Here is an 18586-nt window from a genome sequence, read left to right on the forward strand (position 1 = left end):
CCATTCCCGACTAACGCCGCTTACGGCTAATCCATATCCACAAGCCCACTACAAACAACAGCAGTGGTAGCACAATCAAAAAACCAAACGCCATTGCCGCCATGCTGGTGGGGCTAAGCTGCAAGTTTTTGTCGTTCGCGGTTTTGGCTGGGATGTCGATAAATTGGTCATCATGCACGAGCCAGTTGAACATCCGTAGCCCCATATCCAAATTGCCGATATTACCCAAATAGGCATTTGCCAGAAAATCACCATCGCCCAACACCAAAATCCTTTGTTGTTTGTGTGCGCCAAATTCACGGGTGAGGGCGTAAGCAAACGGCAATGGGCCGGCTTGGTCGGCGGTGTTGGCTGTCAGGCTGGGGCTGGCTTTAATGTCACCGGTTTCTGTCCACGATTTCGCGGTGCTGTTAAACAAGGCTTTGCCGGTAAAGCCGCTTTGGCTGTCGAAGGATAACGCTGCGGTTTTGGGGTAGATGGTGATGGTCTTAAAGTTTTTGGTGATGGCGTGTTCGAGGTATTCGGAAGCGACAATAAAGCTCGGGTCGCCCACACCGTAAATGGCGAAACTTTTGTCCAGCAATGTGCCGCGATATTGTTTGATGCCGACTAAGGCTTCCACTTCTGCCATCGCGGTATTGTCAGGATCGGTCAACAGCAACAGGTTGCCGCCTTTTTCAATGTAATTTTTGACGACGGCAATTTCCCCCGCCAGCAAAGGTACAGACGGCGCGGCAATCACCAATAGCGAAGAGTTGTCAGGAATGGCTGGCATATTCGCTAAATTGATTGATAAGGCTTTAATGTTGCGGCGGTTCAGTTCTTTGTTGAAAAAACTTAAATCAAAATTGGCGATGCCTTCGGGTGAGCGCTCGCCATGCCCGCTTAGAAAAGTCACCCAGCGGAGCTTGGCATTAGCCAATTGCAGCAAGGCATTTGTTAAGGTGGATTCGTCAATAAAGCTGATTTTCTCCACGCGCCCTTGGTAAGCCACCGTCACCAAACCTTCCGCGCCAATATCCAGTTCGCGGGTTTTGTCCGGCTCGGCATCGGGGTCAACAAACGATAAGGTCAAATCGGCTTTGTAGCGGTTATAGCGGTCGATCAATAAGGCAATTTGTTGGCGCGAAGATTGGCCTTTTTTGATGTAAGCCGTGACTTCCACTTTGTCTGGCAAGGATTGCAGCAGCTTTTGCGAGGCAGGCGATAAGGTGTTGCTGGCGCTGTGGGTCAGGTCGAAGTCGAAAGGGTGTTGTACCGTCAGCCAAGCAAGGCCGAAGCACAGCAACAGCCCCGCCAGACTCACTAAGCGCCTGCTTAAGCGGTTAAATAATGGCTTCATTGTTGTAGGCGGTCATTATCAAGGTTGCGGACGCTCAGCCACAAAAAGCTGGCGATGAACAATAAGAAATAGCCAATATCGACACTGCCCAACAAACCGGTCTGCAGGTTTTGAAAGTGCCGCAACAATGACACATATTCCATGATGACGCTGCGCTCGTCTTGCAGGACGCCTGTCCAGTTGAGCAGCCACAGCAGCAATAAAAAACCCACCGTAGCGGTAGCGGCAATGCTGGGGTGCTGGCCTGCCGCGCACGACATGTACAAGCCGCAAGCGGCGAACGCCGACACCAGCAAGGTCAGGGCCAAGGCATTGGCTGCCAATTTGCCCAAGTCCAAAGAGCCGCCCGTTAGCAAAGACAGCGGCATCAGCGTGACCAATCCGACAATGATGAGCATCAAACCCAGCAATCCCAAATACTTGCCCAAGACAATTTGCAGATGCGAAACCGGTGCGGACAGCAGTAGCGTTAAGGTTTTCTGTTTGCGCTCTTCGGCAATCAGGCGCATGGTCAACAGCGGTGTGATGAGCAAGAGGATAATCCCGGCATTGCCAAACAGTGGCGGTACGACAATATCGGTCAGGCCGGGCGTGCCTTCCAGGGTCGCCAATTTCGGTTGTAAGGTGATAAAGGTTTCCACTTGGGTCAGGAACAGATAGGCCAGCACGATTTGCAAAATTGCCAATAACGTCCACGCCAAGGGCGATAAAAACAAGCTTTTGAATTCGCGCGCGGCAATACTGAAAATGAGTTTCATCCGTTGTTCTGTTGGGTCAGCAAAATAAAAATGTCTTCCATCGATTGTTTGGCAGGCGTGATTTCCTGCAAGCCCCAACCTGCGTTGATGATGGTTTCGGCTAAGGCTTCGCTGGGGTTGGTGGTCAGGCTGTGGTGGATGCGTATGCGTTGCGCGTCAAGGCTTTCAATACGGTTGACCCCGGCAATGGCGCTGAGCCGGTTAACATCAGCCGGTTGTTGGGTGGTGACCAGCAAAATGCCGGTATCCATGCGTGCATTCAAGCCGGCGATGCTTTCGCTGAGGATCAGTTGGCCTTGGTGGATGATTTGCACATGGCTGCAGGATTCTTGCACTTCGCTAAGAATATGCGTGGATAAAATGACCCCGTGGTCGGCGCCCAATTCGCGGATTAAGGCGCGGATGTCACGGATTTGCAGGGGATCTAAGCCAACGGTGGGTTCATCTAAAATGATAATGTCGGGATTGTGCAAAATGGCTTGGGCAATACCAATCCGTTGTTGGTAGCCTTTGGAAAGGTTGCCGATCAGTCGTTTGCCAACTTCGCCCAAACCGCAACGGGCTTTGGCTTGCTTGACGGCTAGCGTTGCTGCTGGGCTGTCCAAGCCATGCAAACGGGCGCAGTAGCTTAAAAACTCATCCGTTGTCAGCTCGCGGTATAACGGCGGCGTGTCCGGCAAGTAACCGATACAGGCTTTGGCTTGTTGGGCTTGGCGTTGAATATCAAAGCCATTGATTTTGATATGTCCGCTGCTGGCGGCAAGATTGCCGGTCAGCATTTGCATGGTGGTGGTTTTACCGGCACCGTTCGGCCCCAAAAAGCCTAGCACTTGGCCTTTTGCCAAACTAAAGCTGACATCGTTGACCGCGCAGTATTTGCCGTAGTGCCTATAGAGGTGTTCGGCGGCTATCAATAATGACATGTCGGTTAAGCTTGCTTTAACAGGTTTTGTACTTCAGCTTGAAATTTTTTTCGGTAAAACAAAAATTTCCAACGCGCCCCGCCACATTGCCGCCACAAAATGGCGGAACGGATACCGGCTAACAGGCAGACGCGCACTTTATCGGCAATATCCGTCCGTGATAAATAGGCTTCGTTGCCATTGACCATAATTCTGGGGTTTAAAGTGCTGAGGGTGTTTTGGTAAATATCACTTAAATTCGCCATGACATTTTCGTGCAGAATGCCGTAAAGCTCGCTTTGTGCTTGCGCTTTGGCAACGCCGGTGCTGATGGTTTTCAGCATGGTGGGTTGTTTGCTGACCAGTTGCTCCAAAAATACCAGCGATGCGCAGTAACGTGCCAATTCCGGGTCGCTGATGCGGTAGCCGGTGATTAACGATTGCAGCGTTTCCAAGCCTAGCTTTAAACCGTCCAAACTGCCGTAAACATCAATGACCGAATCTGAATCAATTTTCAAGATGCTGCCAATGCTGGCTTCCATCGCCGTCAAATTGGCGCTGCCGTTGGTGGCGAGCTGCTGCACCAGCATTGCCGATTGGGCAATACCTGCCATCGCCAGGGTTTGGTTGGTTGGGGTATTGAGTTGCATAATGTTTCGCTGTAGCGACAATGGAAAGATCCGCTATCCTACCAAGAACAAAGAAATTTGTTCAATTTTATAGTTGTTGGTAGTTTGGTGCGGGGCGGTTATTATCGTAACTTATCAGATTTATCTGAAATATCTAACAGTCACGTGGTCATAGAAAAGGTGACCCTGAATGGTTCAGTGTTTGTGTTCCGGGATTGCCTTCGAAATGGGCAAAAGCGGTGAGGGCGAACCCCACAATTTGCGGCAAATTTAATCCATAAAAATTATAAATAAGGAGAACAGCATGATCCAGTCAACAACATTATCGGTGAGTGGTATGAAATGTGGCGGTTGCGAGGCGAATGCCAGCAAAGCCATTAACGCGCTGGCAGGCATTGTTAGCGTAAACGCTTCCAGCAAAGACAAAGCTATCCGTGTCGATTTTGATGACAGCGCAACCCATTTGGATGCCATCAAAGCCGCCATTAGCCAAGCGGGTTATCACGTCGAAGACCACGCCTAAGGCCGCCGCTATGGATAACCAACACATCCGCTTGTCCATTTTGGGGATGAGCTGTGCCGGCTGCGTCAGCGTGGTGGAAGAGGCGTTGGCGGCGGTTGCGGGCGTCAGCTACGTGAGCGTTAATTTTGCCGATCACTCCGCAGAAGTGCAGGGTAGCCCGAACCTGCCTGCCTTAGTGCAGGCTGTTAAGGCAGCCGGTTACGATGCCGCCTTGATGGAAGGCTTGGAAGACCCCAGTGACGTCGAAGCATTGGAGCAACAGCGTTACCGGCAATTGCTCAACAAGGCCAAAGTGGCGGGTGCGTTTGGACTTTTACTGATGCTGGCTGAACATTTCGACGGGTTGCCTGATATGGCATCGGCAACCGGTGCTTGGTTTTGGCCTGAACTGGCTTTGGTGACGTTGGGCATCATGATTTATTCAGGCGGGCATTTTTATCTGAACGCTTATAAATCGTTGTTGTTGAAGCAAGCCAATATGGATACGCTGATCGCCTTGGGTACAGGGTCGGCGTGGTTGTATTCCTGTGTGGTGATTGATTATTACGCATTGTTGCCATCGCTTGCCAAACATGCTTATTTTGAAGCGGCGGTGATGATTTTGGCTTTTATCAATCTGGGCAGCGCTTTGGAATTGCAAGCCCGGGGCAAAACCTCCACCGCTATCCGCCAATTGTTAGGCTTGCAGCCGCGCAGCGCTAGAGTGATAAGAAATGGCATGGAGCTGGATGTGGCTATCGACCAAATCGGCTTAGGTGAAACCTTGCGTGTCCGGCCTGGCGAAAAAATTGCAGTGGATGGTGAAGTCATCGAAGGCCATTCGAATGTCGATGAATCCATGCTTACCGGCGAATCATTGCCGGTTGCCAAATCGGTCGGCTCGCGGGTGGTCGCTGGTACGCTCAACCAAACCGGCACGTTTTTGTTCACCGCCACCCGCATAGGCCGTGATACCGTGTTGGCGCAAATTATCGACAGTGTTCGCCAAGCGCAAAGCAGCAAACCCGAAATCGCCCGTCTTGCCGATAAAATCTCCGCTGTATTTGTACCCGTGGTGGTGGCCTTAGCCGTGCTGACGTTTGTGCTTTGGTACAGCGTTGGTCCTTCGCCGTCTTTGGGCTATGCCTTTGTGACGGCGATGACGGTATTGGTGATCGCCTGTCCCTGTGCCTTAGGGTTGGCTACACCGATTTCGGTGATGGTTGCGGTGGGGCGCGCCGCACAAGCAGGCATTCTTATCCGCAAAGGCGAGGCTTTGCAAAGTGCCGGAAAACTGACCTGCGTGATACTCGACAAAACCGGCACGATTACCGAAGGCAAGCCCACGGTAACCGCTATTGAAAAGTTGGGCGAATATTCCGAGGAAATTATTTTGCAATGGGCCGCCAGCTTGGAAGCAGGTTCGGAACACCCGTTAGCCGCCAGCATTTTGGCTGCCGCCAAACAGCGTTCTATTGCTTTGGCAAAAGTTGAGCAGTTTTCCGCCATTGCCGGTTTCGGTGTGACGGGTTTGCTAAACGATCAGCGGCTGCATTTTGGCAACAAGGCTTTAATGGACAACAACGGCATCAAATTTACCCGTTACAACAATAAATTGGAAAAATTGTCCGCCTTGGGGCAAACGCCCATGTTGCTGGCTTTGGAAGACAAAATCATCGGCATTATCGCCGTTTCCGACCCGATCAAAAAAGACTCCGCCCAAGCCGTCAAGCAACTGCAACAACAAGGTTTGCGCATTATTATGGTGACAGGTGACAACCAAATCACCGCCCACGCCATCGCCAAACAAGCGGGTATTGCCGAAGTCCGTGCCCAAGTGCTGCCGCAAGACAAGGCCGATGTCGTCAAAGCCTTACAACAACAAGGCGAAAGCGTCGGCATGGTGGGTGATGGGATCAACGATGCACCGGCATTGGCGCAAGCCGATGTGGGCATGGCGATTGGCACCGGTACGGACATTGCCATTGCCAGTGCCGATGTGGTGATTTTGCAAGGCTCGTTGTTGAAAATTCCTGAAGTGATTGCCCTCTCGCAAGCGGCGGTCAACAACATTAAGCAAAACCTGTTTGGCGCGTTTGTTTATAACGTGGTCAGCATACCGGTGGCGGCAGGGGTGTTGTATCCGTTGTTTGGCGTGTTGCTCAACCCCATGATAGCGGGTGCGGCAATGGCGATGTCGTCGGTGACGGTGGTGATGAACGCCAACCGTTTGCGGTGGCTAAAGCTTTCAGAATAAACCGGTGGGTTTGGCCTGTATTTTCTACAGGCCAAACTTCGGATAGGGCAGGTTAGCGGAGGTGTTCCAAAACGCCCAACAAACTGGCATCTTCCACAAACACGTCCGCCAATTCGCGCACCACAGGCCTTGCCACCACGCCGCCAAAACCAATGGTGAACGCACCGGCCTGTTTGGCTTCCATGTCGGTTTTGCCGTCGCCGATCATGGCTAAGGAACCCTGTGCAGAAAGTCTGGCGGTAACAATGGCTTTGCCGCCCGTTTTTGCTAGTGGCGAAGCGCTGTCAAAATGGCTGTAACTGCCGTCGTCATTAAAGAAAATATCGACTGCATAAACATGGTCTTCAGGCAGGCCAAGCTGCTGCGCCAAGGGCAAAATGGCTTGGCGCAAGCCGCCGCTGATGATGTACACGGCTTTGCCTTGTGCCAACAGCGTGGCGAACACTTCTTTTATGCCATCGACCGCTTCGGCAATATACAAATCCGCCAACCCAGCCATGCTGGCTTGGTCAGGCTTGATGAGCGACAAACGCCGCTCGTAAACCGCTTCTAACGGCACTTCACCGTTCATGGCGGCATCAGTCAGTTTGGCAACCTCGTCGGTCAAGCCCGACTGTCTTGCCAGTTCGTCGATGCCTTCAATTTTGCTTAAGGTGCTGTCGCAATCAAAGCAGACGACGTCAAAACTCATAAGCTGATTTGGGTGGCTTTATGCACGGCAGGGATGGCGGCAATTTGTTGCAACAAATCTTTGCTTAAAGGCGCCGATACGCTGATGACCGCCATCGCTTGTTGCTGCTCGTCAGCGGTGCTGACTTGCATACGCGAGATGTTGATATGGGCGTTGCCCAACACGGCGCTGATGGCGGAAATCATGCCCGGTTTGTCGTCGTGGCGGGTGACCAGCAACGTGCCTTCGGGGACGGCTTCGATGTCAAAATGGTTGATGCACACCAAACGTGGCTGGCGTCCGCCCAATAATGCGCCCGCTAAGGTGATTTTTTGTTCGGTGGTATGACCGGTCAATTTAATCAGCGAAACATAATCGTTAGATTCGGCAGTGGTGCTTTCCACTAAGGCAATGCCTTGGCGTTTGGCGATATTTTCGGCATTGACGCGGTTGACGGGCGTGGAGACTTGGCCTGACAACACGCCGACCAAAGCCGCCACCGATAACGGACGCACCGCCACATCAGCTGCTTTGCCATAGGTTGACACTTCAATTTTGGTCAGCGGTTGGCTGCTTAAGCCGACCAAAATTTTGCCCAGCATGGTGGCTAGGTTCATAAATTCGTGGGATTTTTTCAGCTCGTCGGCAGACAGGCGCGGCAAGTTGAGGGCGTTGACCGCTTCGCCGGTTTTTAGGAACATTACCGCTTGGCGGGCGATTTCGACACTGACCGCCACTTGCGCTTCGGTGGTTGATGCGCCCAAATGCGGCGTGAAGACGATATTGTCCAATTCCAATAATGGCGATCCGGCTGGTGGCTCGTTTTCGTAAACGTCCAACGCAGCACCAGCGATTTGCCCGCTTTTTAGGGCTTGATAAAGCGCATCTTCGTCAATCAAACCGCCTCTGGCGCAGTTGATGACCATTGCGCCTTTTTTCATCATGGCGAATTGTTCAATACCGATAATATTGCGGGTTTTTTCAATCAGCGGACAATGCAAGGTCAGGTAATCGGCTCTGGAAACCAGTTCTTCCAAACTGACCGATTCCACGCCCAGCTCGGCAAAAATTTCCGGTGCGACAAACGGGTCGTAAGCGATGACGTTCATGCGTAAGCCCAAGCCGCGTTGCGAGACGATACGGCCTATGGTGCCGAAGCCTAAAATAGCTAAGGTTTTGTGGGCTACTTCTGTACCCATCAGTTTGGAGCGTTCCCATTTGCCGGCGCGTACCGAGCGGTCGGCAGTCGGCAAGTGGCGGCTTAAGGACATCAAATGCGCGACCGCCAATTCTGCTGTTGTGGTGGCGTTGGCATCGGGGGTGTTCATGACAATCACGCCCATTTCGGTGGCAAACGGAATATCGACGTTATCTACGCCAATACCGGCACGACCAATCAGTTTTAAGCGGGTGGCGGCTTCCAAGACTTTGCGGGTCACTTGCGTGTCGCTACGGATCAATAAGGCATCGAAATCGCCAATGATGGCACACAGGCCGTCTTCATCAAGTCCGGTTTGAATGTGGATTTGGATGCCGGATTGTTCGTTCAGGTAATTGATACCGGCTTCCGCCAGTTTGTCGGAAATGAGGATTTTTTTCATGGGATTAGGACTCGGTGCTTGCAAGCTAAAAGACGTGTATTTTAGCAGCTTTGCTATAATCCTGACATTGCCAATCTATGCGGTCATGCCGATGAATAGAATTATCAGATGTTTTCTTGTAGCTTGCGCACAAAGGTTGGTTTTTTTGTTGGCGGCAATGCTGATCGCCGTTGTCATCGTCATGATGGCTAACTTAAGCGAGCAGGCCGAGCAAACCTTCCATGATTGGGTCAACCGTTACCCCGACTTGAAGTTTTTGTTGCCGCCCGTTGGTTTAAGCATGACGGCATGGCTGACGACGCGTTTTTTTAAAGGCAGCGAGCGCAGCGGCATTCCCCAAATCCAAACAGCCTTATTAGCCATGTCCGATGCCTACGGGCAGCATCAGCAATTGTTGTCGTTGAAAATTGCTTTGGGCAAGTTTTTGCTGCCCTTGTTGGGTCTGTTGTCGGGGGCGTCGGTTGGCTTTGGCGGACCGGCTACGCATATTGGCGCGTCACTGATGTTTTCTTTACGGCACTGGCTGAAAGCCCCGTCTTTGCCTTTGCTGCAATTGCTGATTGTTTCCGGTAGCGCGGCGGGTTTTGCCGCAATGTTTGGTACGCCTTTGGCAGGTGTTTTTTTTGTCTTGGAGGCTTTACATCGCCAGTGGCAAGAAAAATTCAACCTTTGGCTGTTGGGTGCGGTCATTTGTTCGGGAATCACGGCGCTTGTGCTGTTCAATCGCCCGTATTATTTTGCCGCCCAAAACCAGCTGATGCCTTGGGGAAGCAGCTGGTTGGCGATTCCATTGTGTGCTTGGGTGGGCGGTTTGCTGGGGGCATTTTTTAGTAAAAGCCTAGTATGGGGCGGGCGGTTTTTTAAGCAAACCGGTATGCCGGTGGTGTTGCTTGCGGTCATCTGTGGCGGATTTTTGGTGGTGTTGGGTTATTTTTCCGATGGTGCGACGGCAGGTTCGGGGTATCAGCAGGCTTACGGGCTGATTAACCACGCCGACACGATGCCCGCTGAATTTCCGTTGCTAAAAATGCTGGCGACCTGCGCCACCTTTTTTAGTGGGATTCCAAGCGGTATTTTTGTGCCGTCATTGGCAACCGGTGCAGGCTTGGGTGTCAACCTAGGCCACTGGCTGCCGGTGGCGCCCATGTTGGTCATGGTGTTGTTGACCATGGTCGGGTATTTTTCTGGTATGTTGCAGTATCCGCTGACGGCGGCAGTTATTGTCATGGAGATGACAGGCAGCCATAATCTGATGTTGCCGTTGTTGGCGACCGCTTGGTTGGCAAGCGGAATGGCTCGGCTTGTCAACCCATTGCCTTTATTCGATGAATTTCGTCAAAGTTACATTCACCTTTTGCTGACCAATAAGCCATCATGAACTTTAAAATTATTGCCTTTGTGGTACTGCTGTTGGTGTTGATGAGTGGCTATGTGTTAAAAAAATACTCCCAGCTTGCGCCAGATGTCCGTTTTACAACCATTACCGGGCATACGGTTGCCCTCAGCCATTTGCGTGGCAAGACGGTGTTGGTAACTTTTTGGTCTAGCGATTGTAAAAGCTGCGTTAAAGAAATGCCCGATTTTGCTGAGCTGTATCGTATATATCATCCACAAGGCTTGGAGATTATCGCCGTGGCAATGGCTTATGACCCACCTAGCCATGTGGTGGCAATGGCGGAAGCTAGGCACTTGCCTTATCCGGTGGCTTTGGATTTGGACTCGGGACACGCCAAAGCTTTTGGCAACGTGTCGTTAACGCCCAGCACTTTTCTGATTAGCCCTTCCGGCATCATTGTGCGTAAACTCACTGGCTTGTTTGATATAGAAGAAATGAAAACCGCTATTGAACAATTATTAAAGGGATAAAGCATGTTGTGGTTAAAAGCGTTGCATCTGATATTTATGGTCACTTGGTTTGCAGGTTTGTTTTACTTGCCGCGCTTGTTTGTCTATCACGCCATGAGCGACGATGCCATCAGCATTGAACGTTTTAAGGTCATGGAGCGCAAACTGTATTTTGGCATTATGACGCCCGGCATGATCGCCACGCTGGTCTTTGGCATTTGGATGCTGGTTGATTACGCTTGGGCGGCGTATGCGCATAGCGGCTGGTTGCACGCGAAATTGGCGTTGCTGGCGTTTCTGGTGGTTTATCACTGTTTTTGTGGTGTTTGGCTGTCAGATTTTAAGCATGACCGTAACCAGCGTTCACATGTTTATTATCGATGGATGAATGAAGTGCCGGTGTTGTTTTTGTTGGCAATTGTTATTTTGGCAGTGGTCAAACCGTTTTAAAGCAGTACAGTGAAGGGCGTCACAACAACAATAAAAATGACAGGAGTCCGCTCATGTTTGATGTATTAAAAGTATTGTTTGCTATCTGCCTTTTACAAAAAAATCCGCAAGACTTACCCTATTCGCCCTTTTTGTTACGCTTGCTGATAGCCGGCAATTTTGCCGTAGCCTTATTAATCAGCCATTTGGAATCCAAGCTGGTTGTGGCGCTATTGCAAGCCTTGTTCAGTGTTCTAATTGCTTTTGCCTTTTGTTGGTTGTGTTTATATCTTGGCAAGAAGCGTCACCGGCTTAACCAAACCCTGAGTGCGTTTTTTGGTGTTGATGCCATGTTAAGTTTTTTTTCATTGCCCGCCATCGCTACGCTTGTGACTGGGCATGATAGTTTATTGGTTGTTTTGGTGCTGGTGGCAATGATCGTCTGGCATTGGGCGGTTATTGGGCATATCATCCGCAACGCCTTGGAGCAAAACCTAGGGTTTAGTTTGGGTATCGCCTTGTTGTATTTGATGGCGAACTACAAAATCATGGCTTGGCTGTTTCCTGAAGTCCAAAACTGATGAGGAGAAATGATGACGACCTACCAACATATTTTGCTTGCCGTAGATTTTTTAGAACACGACCATCGCGTTATCGAACGTAGTCAACAATTGGTGGCAAGCTATCAAGCCAAGCTCAGTATCGCCCATGTTATCGACAGTTTGGCGATTGCCGATGGTGGCTTTGGCGGTGAAATCCCGCTTAATTTTGATCTTTACAGCGAGTTGCAAGAAGCAGCCAAGCAGCGTATTTACCAGCTTGCCAATGATTTGGGCGTGGCTGCGGAGCAGGTATTTTTGGAAATGGGCAATCCACGGGATGAAATTGTCCGTGTTGCTACTGAAAACCAGGTGGATTTGATTATTGTAGGTTCGCACAGCCGGCATGGCTTGGTGTTGTTGATGGGATCAACGGCTGATGGCATTATGCACCACGCTCCCTGTGATGTTTTGGCGGTGCATTTACATTAATCGCCTGCATATTTAGTTTAGAAAAAAGTAATTTAATACCGTATGTTGCAATCCGCCCAGCGGATTGTTTTTTTGGACGGGCGAATGACAACCAATTATAAAACGCCCTTGGTCAGTTAATTTAGGTAACACTCATGATAGGAAAAATTGCAAGCTTTGACCCTGACACACAAACCGGCGCCATTACCGATAGCGAAGAGCAAACCTTTGCTTTTCATATGGATGATTGGCAAGCTGAGGTGCCGCCCGATATAGGCGATGATGTCATTTTTGAAGCAGAAGAAAAAACGGCTAAAAGCGTCAAATTGGCAGGTGCTTATTTGGAAAAACCCGAGGCCGTCAAATACAAATGGATTGCAGCTGTGCTGGCCTTGTTATTGGGGTTTACCGGCATCCATCGTGTCTACTTGGGCTATTACAAGCTGGCAGCCATTCAAGCGGCAACGACATTGGCAACGGGCGGCTACGGCGCCTTATGGGGATTTATAGAGTTTGTTTTGCTATCGGCAAACCATATTGAAAAAGATGCCAAAGGCAGGCCACTTAAATAAAAAGTGCCGGATACAAAAAAGGCTCATGTGTGTTAGCACAAGAGCCTTTTTTGGAATCTGAAGGTTTTTACGCCTTACTTGGTAGAAACATTTGCGGCAGTCAAACCTTTTGGGCCAGACTCAATGTCAAAAGTGACTTTTTGGCCTTCAGTCAATGTCTTGAAGCCTTCGCCTTGAATCACAGAGTGGTGGACGAAAACATCTTCACCGCCTTCTGCAGGAGCAATAAAACCAAAACCTTTTGTATTGTTAAACCACTTTACCGTGCCTGTTGCCATTTTTTCAAACTCCTAAAGATTAAAACTTATCATTTCATAGAATTAGAAATTTGATGCTCATGCAAACCGCCGGTTTGGCATTGTCCCGCTTCAACACCCGCTTTCTAATTCTTCGTATTGTAATTTTTTTACCTAAGCCTGTCATCCGTAGATTTTCCGTTTGTCCATAATGGTGCGGAACGGACAGCAAATAAAAGACCAAAATCATGCCAATGCTAAGGTTTTTTTTTTGAAAGTGTGGTTTATATGGCAGTTGTTATGTTTACCAGAAATAAAGGTAATATTTAACATATTCGTCAGGCGGATTTTGATAGAATCCGGCAACCTTAGAATCAGATTGATTCTGAACAAATGCTTAATAACAGTAAAACAATTAAATACCAGGGTAATTTTTATGGACATGCTGCAACTCTTTAACCAAAGGGCCAAACCCCTTGTTTATCGTATGTACATTGGACGATTTGAATACACGGCAAACTTGAATATCATGACGCTCAATGGTGCATTTTTGTCTTACCCTCCAAAGTTTTCTCCAGATTACGTTGATAACGTTAGTAAAATTGATGTTTTCTTTGAAGGGGAATGGTTAAGCCTGGCTTGCAAAGTCATTTATGCTGCTGCCGAAGATGATGGTATTTTTCCATTTGGTTTTGGTATTGTCTTTGCTGAAGAAGAAGCGACCCAATGGGCATTAGCGAAATTATCGACCACTTTGTTGCTCAACGAAATGGGTTGCGCCGTTACAGAAACGTCGGCTGAGAGCGTTATTATCAAGCGCTAAGCTTTTTTTGTGGATTACAAACCTTCCCACGGCGTATAAAGCCCCGTTACATCAACGCCGAACATATCCAGTACCCGCCCGACAGTCTCGTTCACCATTCCCATCATAGAATCTGATTTGCTGTAAAACGCTGGCATGGGCGGAAACATAATCCCGCCCATTTCGGTGACGCTTGCCATATTGCGGATATGGACTAAGTTGAGTGGCGTTTCGCGCGGCATGACCACTAAGCGGCGGCGTTCTTTTAGCACCACATCGGCAGCGCGGGATATGAGATTGTCGCCAAAGCCATGGGCAACGGCGGACAACGTCTTCATCGAACACGGCGCAATAATCATCCCCTCAGTTTTAAAACCGCCACTGGAAATGCTGGCGGCAATATCGTTGACACCGTGGACAACATCGGCAAGTTCGTAGAGCGCCGCACGTTTCATGTCCAGTTCGTGTTTAAGGTTGACCACACCAGCCGATGAAATAATCAAATGGCTTTCCCATTGTTCTTGCTGTTGCAATACTTGCAGCATACGCACACCGTAAATTGCCCCGGTTGCGCCGGTCATACCAATAATCAGGCGTTTTTTTGCATTCATAGGGATGCACCAAAGCGGCCTGTGGCTGCAAATTCATCAGTTGCCGTTACCAGCGCGTCGATCATTTCCTCGTGCTGGGCGACATGACCAGCATTGGGCAAAATCACATAATCGGCGTGAGGCATGGCTTTGTGCAAACGCAAGCCCGCTTCAATGGGGCAAAGAAAATCTTGGCGACCGTGGATGATGCGCGTAGGGATGTGCTGCAACAAGCCGCAATTGGCGAGGATTTGATTTTCGCTGATGAAATAACGGTGTTTGGCAAAATTCAGTTCCATGCGGATTTGCTTAAAGGTCTGTTCGCTGATTTGCAGTTCCCTGACTTGATAGGCGTTACCCAACGCGGTTAATGCCCCCCAATTTAACCATTCTTGGGCGACGCGGGTTTGCGCTTCCTCATCACCCCCCCAAAATACACGGCATAGGCTGTCCAGCAAATCATCGGTGTCGGGATCAGGCAAACTGTTGATGAGCTTCTGCCATTGTTCGGGAAACAAGCGGTTGGCGCCGTCTTTGGCGTACCAATCCAAATCTTGCTGCCGTGCCAAAAACACGGCACGGACCACTAAGCCTGCCACATGCGCGGTATGTTGCTGGGCATACAACAGCGCCAGCGCACCGCCCCACGAGCCGCCAAATACCAGCCACTGTTCAATGCCTAATTGCATACGGATGCGCTCCATATCGGCGATCAGGTCTTGCGTGGTGTTGCCTTCCAGCTCGCCGAACGGCAACGATTGCCCGCAGGCGCGTTGGTCCATCAAAATGATGTGGTATTTTTCGGGGTTGAAAAATCGCCGATGGTCAGGTTTTGTGCCGGAACACGGGCCGCCGTGCAGAAAAATGACGGGAATGCCATCGGGGTTGCCGCATTGTTCGACATACACTTGGTGTACCGAGCCGGTTTGCAGAAAAAAAGTTTGGAACGGTTGGATTTCTGGGTAGAAAGTTTTCATGCTTAAGTGTGTGGGTTTAAAAATCAGTGTGGCTGGCGGCGTGTTTCAGTTTGTTGCCGCCATTGTTCGAGTTGCTGCGCCGCTTGTTTGACCGCTTCGGCAAAGGCGTTGACAGCACCTGCGGCATCGGCAGTTTGGCAAGCCTGTTGTAAGTCGAATTCGCGACGGCTACGGGTTGATTCGGAGGCTTCGCCTTGTTCGGCGATAAAGCGTAACGCCACTGTGGCTGTTTGGGCGTTGCTGAATTGCTGTTCAAAAGCCAATAAATGGATCGCCACCGGCGAGTCCAGTTTGATGCCTGCCGCCAGCCATTGTTGTTGCAGCATTTCAGGTGGCGGTGCAAGCCAGCGGTCAAGCTGATAGGTGCGCACCGTTGTTGGCGATGCGTACAGAAGGCGGTAGCGGATGGCGGTGTCCCAAAGCCATTTGGGCGCATCAACTGTCAGCAACGGTTGCGCGGCGTTGGTCACTTTCGGCGTTAGCATCACGCCAAAATCATGCAAGGCGGGTGCGGGTTTGTTGCTGGCGCAAGCGCTTAGCAGCGTGACCAGCAAGGTGGATCTCAGTAATAATCGTTTCATTTCGGTTCCTGATAGCCCGGTTCACCGGGTCCTGGCGCGCTGGGTTCGGAGCCTAGCAAAATGGCCTGTGGGTTGGCTTCCAGCAAGGCCGCCAGTTTTTGCACTTGGCGGCTGGTCAGTTGCAATTCGTCCAAGACTTGATTGACTTTCGGCAACGTGGTTTGTACCGCCACATCGCCCGCTGTTTTGGTTGTGTCGATCAGGCCGGCGGTTTTTGTACCTAAGGTTTTAACTTCCTTGCTTAAAGATTGCAGTTCTAAAGACAGCTGGTTGATATGCGCCAAGGTGCTGCGGGTGTCGTTGGTCAATGCGGGCACACCAGCCAAAGCCTTATCGACGCTGTCTTCCAAACGCCCCAGTTTGTCACTTAAGTTTTTCAGATTAACCAATATACCGCTAATATTTTTTTCGTTCTCATCATTTAACAAGGCGCTTAGGCGCAGCATTAAATGGTCGGCTTTTTTCAGCAAGACTTCGCCGGAATTCAGCAATTTGTCGGTTAATGAAGGCCGAAGCGGAATGCGGTAGAGCGGATTGTCGCCGGGCTGCAAAGGTTGGGGGATTGAGCCATCATCTTCCAATTGGATTTGCGTCAGGCCGGTGACACCTTTTAGCTGCAAGGTGGCGTATACGCCTTTGCTCAGCACAATCTGCTTGTCGATTTCGATAGGTACTAAAATGATGCCCGAATTGTTCGGGTCGAATAAGACTTTGCGGACTTTGCCCACGGCAATGCCACGGAAGAATACGGTCGATTCCGGATTAAGGCCCGATACCGAAGCGTGTGTCGAAATGACATAAGGGGTGCGTTCTTGGTGCAAGGAACCCAGCCAATAAACGCCCGCGATTGCCGCGCTGAGCAAACCCACTAAAAACACGCCCGTCATTAGGGCATGGTTATTTCTGCCCATTTGTTACCTCTGGTTGAAAGACCCGCTGGGCGCGGCGGTTATGGAAAAATTGCCCAATAAACGGATGCGGACACGCCAGCACTTCTGGCAATGCGCCCATTGCAATGAGTTGCTGGTCTGCCAGCACCGCCACTTGCGTACATAAATCCCGCAGAATATCCAAATCATGGGTGACCATGACCACGGTAAAGTTCAGCTCCCTGTGCAGTTCTGACAACAAACTGACAAATTCTTCGCTGGCAATCGGGTCTAGCCCTGAGGTCGGTTCGTCCAGCAACAACAAGCTGGGTTCCAAAATTAAGGCTCGCGCCAAGGCGACGCGCTTTATCATGCCGCCAGACAAGGCCGCCGGTTTTAAGCTGGCATCGGCTGCCGACAGCCCGACCCGCTCCAGCTTCATCATGACCAAGCGCTGAATCAGCCCGCTATCGGTAAACCCCAGTTCCCGAAGCGGAAAGGCTATGTTTTCGAACACATCCAAGGCGCTAAACAATGCGCCTTTTTGGAACAGCACGCCGCTGATACGCGAAGTGGCTTTATCCAGCGTACCCTCGATTTTCGGCAAAACATGCCCCATCACAAAAATATCGCCTTGGCTGGGTACTTGTAGGCCAATGATTTCGCGCAGCAATGTGGTCTTGCCGCAACCCGATGCGCCGACCAGACCTAAAATTTGCCCGTGCCGTAAACAAAAGCTTATGTCTTTATGGATCAGTTTATCGCCAAAGCGCGTCCAGACGTGTTCAAAGCGGATGGCGCAACGGTTTTCAGTGTTAGCGGTCATGGCACGCCAACATGCATCAGCAAAATGGCGAACACGGCATCAATCATGATGACGGAAGTAATTGAGGCCACTACCGAATTGGTGGTTTCCAAACCCAGGCTTTCGGTGTTGGGTTTGATGCGGAAACCAAAATGGCAAGCGACGAGGGCAATCATCAAACCAAACACCACGCTTTTGCCGAAACCGATGACAATGTTGACCACCGGCACCACTTCCGGCAATTTTAAAACAAACAATTGGCTGCCTATGTCCAGCGTGCTAAACGCCGCCACCATGCCGCCCAACAAAGCCGCAGCGCTTGTCCACACGCTAAGCAGCGGTAAAGCCGCCGACAACGCCACCACTTTGGGCAACACCAAACGCAAGGAATGGGCAATGCCCATTGCTGACAGCGCATCCAGCTCTTCGGTAACGCGCATAATGCCGATTTGCGCCGTCATCGCCGAGCCTGAACGGCCCGCCACCAAGATTGCCGCTAATAAAGGCCCTAATTCGCGGATGATGCTCATCCCTAAAATATTGATGATATAAATCTCCGCGCCGAACATTTTCAATTGCAGGGCGGATAGGTAACTTAACACAATGCCGATCAGAAAACCGACCAGCGCCGTGATGCCTAACGCCCTGACACCGGCATCGTAAATGGTGGTGGAAATTTCCCCCCATGGTGTTTCTTTGGGGTGGAGCAGCAAATAACCGATGTCCAAAACCAGCTGGCCCAGCAGTACCAACAGGCTTAACAGCTGATCCCAAAAGCCAGCCAACACACAACCCCAAGCGCTGAACGACCCTTTGGGCGTTGGCATGATAGGCAGGCTTTGGGTTTGCCAACGGACAAAAAGTTGCCGATGTTCCGGAGAAATTTGCATATTGGCAGGCCATTGTTTGCCCCACGCTTGCCAAAGGATGAGCGCCGTTGCGCCATCTAAACTGTCAATGGCGCGTAAATCCCAATTTTGGCAACGGTTTTTGCCCAGCTGTTTCAGCGCCGCCCTTAGTTTTGGCGCTTGGGCAATGCCGTTCAAATGCCAAGCACCTGACAACACGGCATGGCGTTCGCCATTGGCCTGTTGTTCAATTACCAAGACAGGCAATTGGCCCGAATAATCTGCTTGCTTAGACATCTGTTAACCCGCCACGATAAGTTTGCAGTGTATAACACGCCGCCAGTAAATCCCAAGCCAAGGC

At 50.5% G+C, this 18586-nt stretch carries 22 protein-coding genes; 9 read left to right on the forward strand and 13 right to left on the reverse strand.

What is annotated here, in order from left to right; all coding sequences use genetic code 11:
* Window positions 1–10 precede the first annotated feature (10 nt).
* Genes ACYQ1O_RS14125 through hflD form a run of 4 tightly spaced genes read right to left on the reverse strand, consistent with a single transcriptional unit; the run spans window position 11 to window position 3652 of the window.
* On the reverse strand, window positions 11–1342 hold the full coding sequence (locus tag ACYQ1O_RS14125) for a GldG family protein (protein ID WP_459992613.1): 1332 nt from the start codon (window positions 1340–1342) through the stop codon (window positions 11–13).
* The gene (locus tag ACYQ1O_RS14130; RefSeq protein WP_459992614.1) at window positions 1339–2100 is read right to left on the reverse strand and encodes an ABC transporter permease subunit; all 762 of its coding nucleotides are present in this window, start codon (window positions 2098–2100) and stop codon (window positions 1339–1341) included. The genes ACYQ1O_RS14125 and ACYQ1O_RS14130 overlap by 4 nt, the downstream gene beginning before the upstream one ends.
* Window positions 2097–3023, reverse strand: coding sequence for an ABC transporter ATP-binding protein (locus ACYQ1O_RS14135; RefSeq protein ID WP_459992617.1), 927 nt, complete (start codon window positions 3021–3023; stop codon window positions 2097–2099). Before ACYQ1O_RS14135 ends, ACYQ1O_RS14130 begins: the two co-directional genes overlap by 4 nt.
* Window positions 3024–3028: 5 nt before the next feature.
* Window positions 3029–3652 (reverse strand): high frequency lysogenization protein HflD, encoded by a 624-nt coding sequence (gene hflD / locus ACYQ1O_RS14140; protein ID WP_459992619.1) that lies wholly within the window; start codon window positions 3650–3652, stop codon window positions 3029–3031.
* Window positions 3653–3935: 283 nt separating this feature from the next.
* Between hflD and ACYQ1O_RS14145 the strand changes: the two genes are divergently transcribed.
* A complete protein-coding gene (locus tag ACYQ1O_RS14145; protein ID WP_459992621.1) occupies window positions 3936–4154 on the forward strand; it encodes a heavy-metal-associated domain-containing protein in 219 nt (72 codons plus the stop codon).
* 10 nt (window positions 4155–4164) lie between these two features.
* Window positions 4165–6390: a heavy metal translocating P-type ATPase gene (locus ACYQ1O_RS14150; protein WP_459992623.1), complete on the forward strand. Its 2226-nt coding sequence runs from the start codon at window positions 4165–4167 to the stop codon at window positions 6388–6390.
* 52 nt (window positions 6391–6442) lie between these two features.
* Here ACYQ1O_RS14150 and ACYQ1O_RS14155 read toward each other — a convergent pair whose 3' ends face one another.
* Both ACYQ1O_RS14155 and serA read right to left on the reverse strand, forming a co-directional pair.
* A complete protein-coding gene (locus ACYQ1O_RS14155) occupies window positions 6443–7081 on the reverse strand; it encodes an HAD-IB family phosphatase (RefSeq protein ID WP_459992625.1) in 639 nt (212 codons plus the stop codon).
* Window positions 7078–8661 (reverse strand): phosphoglycerate dehydrogenase, encoded by a 1584-nt coding sequence (gene serA, locus ACYQ1O_RS14160; RefSeq protein WP_459992627.1) that lies wholly within the window; start codon window positions 8659–8661, stop codon window positions 7078–7080. Before serA ends, ACYQ1O_RS14155 begins: the two co-directional genes overlap by 4 nt.
* A gap of 91 nt (window positions 8662–8752) precedes the next feature.
* Here serA and ACYQ1O_RS14165 point away from each other — a divergent pair, with 91 nt between their 5' ends.
* The 6 genes from ACYQ1O_RS14165 to ACYQ1O_RS14190 all read left to right on the forward strand — a co-directional run bounded on the left by ACYQ1O_RS14165 (window position 8753) and on the right by ACYQ1O_RS14190 (window position 12517).
* Window positions 8753–10039 carry a chloride channel protein gene (locus ACYQ1O_RS14165; protein WP_459992629.1) on the forward strand — a complete coding sequence of 429 codons (1287 nt, stop codon included), beginning with the start codon at window positions 8753–8755 and terminating at the stop codon, window positions 10037–10039.
* Window positions 10036–10527, forward strand: coding sequence for a peroxiredoxin family protein (locus ACYQ1O_RS14170; protein WP_459992631.1), 492 nt, complete (start codon window positions 10036–10038; stop codon window positions 10525–10527). The genes ACYQ1O_RS14165 and ACYQ1O_RS14170 overlap by 4 nt, the downstream gene beginning before the upstream one ends.
* Before the next feature lie 3 nt (window positions 10528–10530).
* A complete protein-coding gene (hemJ, locus tag ACYQ1O_RS14175; RefSeq protein ID WP_459992633.1) occupies window positions 10531–10956 on the forward strand; it encodes a protoporphyrinogen oxidase HemJ in 426 nt (141 codons plus the stop codon).
* 53 nt (window positions 10957–11009) lie between these two features.
* On the forward strand, window positions 11010–11516 hold the full coding sequence (locus tag ACYQ1O_RS14180) for a hypothetical protein (protein ID WP_459992635.1): 507 nt from the start codon (window positions 11010–11012) through the stop codon (window positions 11514–11516).
* A 9-nt stretch (window positions 11517–11525) separates the two neighbouring features.
* The gene (locus ACYQ1O_RS14185; protein ID WP_459992636.1) at window positions 11526–11966 is read left to right on the forward strand and encodes a universal stress protein; all 441 of its coding nucleotides are present in this window, start codon (window positions 11526–11528) and stop codon (window positions 11964–11966) included.
* A gap of 134 nt (window positions 11967–12100) precedes the next feature.
* Complete coding sequence (locus ACYQ1O_RS14190) at window positions 12101–12517, forward strand: TM2 domain-containing protein (protein ID WP_459992637.1); 417 nt, start codon at window positions 12101–12103, stop codon at window positions 12515–12517.
* Window positions 12518–12591: 74 nt separating this feature from the next.
* Here ACYQ1O_RS14190 and ACYQ1O_RS14195 read toward each other — a convergent pair whose 3' ends face one another.
* Window positions 12592–12795: a cold-shock protein gene (locus tag ACYQ1O_RS14195; protein WP_459992639.1), complete on the reverse strand. Its 204-nt coding sequence runs from the start codon at window positions 12793–12795 to the stop codon at window positions 12592–12594.
* Window positions 12796–13189: 394 nt separating this feature from the next.
* Between ACYQ1O_RS14195 and ACYQ1O_RS14200 the strand changes: the two genes are divergently transcribed.
* A complete protein-coding gene (locus tag ACYQ1O_RS14200; protein WP_459992641.1) occupies window positions 13190–13576 on the forward strand; it encodes a hypothetical protein in 387 nt (128 codons plus the stop codon).
* A 14-nt stretch (window positions 13577–13590) separates the two neighbouring features.
* Here the strand turns inward: ACYQ1O_RS14200 and ACYQ1O_RS14205 are convergent, their stop codons facing one another.
* The 6 genes from ACYQ1O_RS14205 to ACYQ1O_RS14230 are packed head-to-tail and all read right to left on the reverse strand — an operon-like array spanning window position 13591 to window position 18522.
* Window positions 13591–14166, reverse strand: a complete 576-nt coding sequence (locus ACYQ1O_RS14205) for a UbiX family flavin prenyltransferase (RefSeq protein ID WP_459992642.1) — start codon at window positions 14164–14166, stop codon at window positions 13591–13593.
* Window positions 14163–15122: a prolyl aminopeptidase gene (gene pip / locus ACYQ1O_RS14210; protein WP_459992644.1), complete on the reverse strand. Its 960-nt coding sequence runs from the start codon at window positions 15120–15122 to the stop codon at window positions 14163–14165. Before pip ends, ACYQ1O_RS14205 begins: the two co-directional genes overlap by 4 nt.
* A 23-nt stretch (window positions 15123–15145) precedes the next feature.
* Window positions 15146–15703 carry an ABC-type transport auxiliary lipoprotein family protein gene (locus ACYQ1O_RS14215; RefSeq protein ID WP_459992646.1) on the reverse strand — a complete coding sequence of 186 codons (558 nt, stop codon included), beginning with the start codon at window positions 15701–15703 and terminating at the stop codon, window positions 15146–15148.
* Window positions 15700–16614 carry an MlaD family protein gene (locus tag ACYQ1O_RS14220; RefSeq protein ID WP_459992648.1) on the reverse strand — a complete coding sequence of 305 codons (915 nt, stop codon included), beginning with the start codon at window positions 16612–16614 and terminating at the stop codon, window positions 15700–15702. The genes ACYQ1O_RS14215 and ACYQ1O_RS14220 overlap by 4 nt, the downstream gene beginning before the upstream one ends.
* Window positions 16601–17398, reverse strand: a complete 798-nt coding sequence (locus ACYQ1O_RS14225; protein WP_459992649.1) for an ABC transporter ATP-binding protein — start codon at window positions 17396–17398, stop codon at window positions 16601–16603. Before ACYQ1O_RS14225 ends, ACYQ1O_RS14220 begins: the two co-directional genes overlap by 14 nt.
* Window positions 17395–18522, reverse strand: coding sequence for an MlaE family ABC transporter permease (locus ACYQ1O_RS14230; protein ID WP_459992650.1), 1128 nt, complete (start codon window positions 18520–18522; stop codon window positions 17395–17397). The genes ACYQ1O_RS14225 and ACYQ1O_RS14230 overlap by 4 nt, the downstream gene beginning before the upstream one ends.
* Window positions 18523–18586 lie beyond the last annotated feature (64 nt).

It is taken from the genome of Methylosoma difficile, assembly GCF_054657615.1.

What these genes read in the sequence shown, in the direction of transcription:
- ACYQ1O_RS14125 (WP_459992613.1), bottom strand. Translation starts at nt 1,342, where the DNA reads ATGAAGCCATTATTTAACCGCTTAAGCAGGCGCTTAGTGAGTCTGGCG.
- ACYQ1O_RS14130 (WP_459992614.1), bottom strand. Translation starts at nt 2,100, where the DNA reads ATGAAACTCATTTTCAGTATTGCCGCGCGCGAATTCAAAAGCTTGTTT.
- ACYQ1O_RS14135 (WP_459992617.1), bottom strand. Translation starts at nt 3,023, where the DNA reads ATGTCATTATTGATAGCCGCCGAACACCTCTATAGGCACTACGGCAAA.
- hflD (WP_459992619.1), bottom strand. Translation starts at nt 3,652, where the DNA reads ATGCAACTCAATACCCCAACCAACCAAACCCTGGCGATGGCAGGTATT.
- ACYQ1O_RS14145 (WP_459992621.1), top strand. Translation starts at nt 3,936, where the DNA reads ATGATCCAGTCAACAACATTATCGGTGAGTGGTATGAAATGTGGCGGT.
- ACYQ1O_RS14150 (WP_459992623.1), top strand. Translation starts at nt 4,165, where the DNA reads ATGGATAACCAACACATCCGCTTGTCCATTTTGGGGATGAGCTGTGCC.
- ACYQ1O_RS14155 (WP_459992625.1), bottom strand. Translation starts at nt 7,081, where the DNA reads ATGAGTTTTGACGTCGTCTGCTTTGATTGCGACAGCACCTTAAGCAAA.
- serA (WP_459992627.1), bottom strand. Translation starts at nt 8,661, where the DNA reads ATGAAAAAAATCCTCATTTCCGACAAACTGGCGGAAGCCGGTATCAAT.
- ACYQ1O_RS14165 (WP_459992629.1), top strand. Translation starts at nt 8,753, where the DNA reads ATGAATAGAATTATCAGATGTTTTCTTGTAGCTTGCGCACAAAGGTTG.
- ACYQ1O_RS14170 (WP_459992631.1), top strand. Translation starts at nt 10,036, where the DNA reads ATGAACTTTAAAATTATTGCCTTTGTGGTACTGCTGTTGGTGTTGATG.
- hemJ (WP_459992633.1), top strand. Translation starts at nt 10,531, where the DNA reads ATGTTGTGGTTAAAAGCGTTGCATCTGATATTTATGGTCACTTGGTTT.
- ACYQ1O_RS14180 (WP_459992635.1), top strand. Translation starts at nt 11,010, where the DNA reads ATGTTTGATGTATTAAAAGTATTGTTTGCTATCTGCCTTTTACAAAAA.
- ACYQ1O_RS14185 (WP_459992636.1), top strand. Translation starts at nt 11,526, where the DNA reads ATGATGACGACCTACCAACATATTTTGCTTGCCGTAGATTTTTTAGAA.
- ACYQ1O_RS14190 (WP_459992637.1), top strand. Translation starts at nt 12,101, where the DNA reads ATGATAGGAAAAATTGCAAGCTTTGACCCTGACACACAAACCGGCGCC.
- ACYQ1O_RS14195 (WP_459992639.1), bottom strand. Translation starts at nt 12,795, where the DNA reads ATGGCAACAGGCACGGTAAAGTGGTTTAACAATACAAAAGGTTTTGGT.
- ACYQ1O_RS14200 (WP_459992641.1), top strand. Translation starts at nt 13,190, where the DNA reads ATGGACATGCTGCAACTCTTTAACCAAAGGGCCAAACCCCTTGTTTAT.
- ACYQ1O_RS14205 (WP_459992642.1), bottom strand. Translation starts at nt 14,166, where the DNA reads ATGAATGCAAAAAAACGCCTGATTATTGGTATGACCGGCGCAACCGGG.
- pip (WP_459992644.1), bottom strand. Translation starts at nt 15,122, where the DNA reads ATGAAAACTTTCTACCCAGAAATCCAACCGTTCCAAACTTTTTTTCTG.
- ACYQ1O_RS14215 (WP_459992646.1), bottom strand. Translation starts at nt 15,703, where the DNA reads ATGAAACGATTATTACTGAGATCCACCTTGCTGGTCACGCTGCTAAGC.
- ACYQ1O_RS14220 (WP_459992648.1), bottom strand. Translation starts at nt 16,614, where the DNA reads ATGGGCAGAAATAACCATGCCCTAATGACGGGCGTGTTTTTAGTGGGT.
- ACYQ1O_RS14225 (WP_459992649.1), bottom strand. Translation starts at nt 17,398, where the DNA reads ATGACCGCTAACACTGAAAACCGTTGCGCCATCCGCTTTGAACACGTC.
- ACYQ1O_RS14230 (WP_459992650.1), bottom strand. Translation starts at nt 18,522, where the DNA reads ATGTCTAAGCAAGCAGATTATTCGGGCCAATTGCCTGTCTTGGTAATT.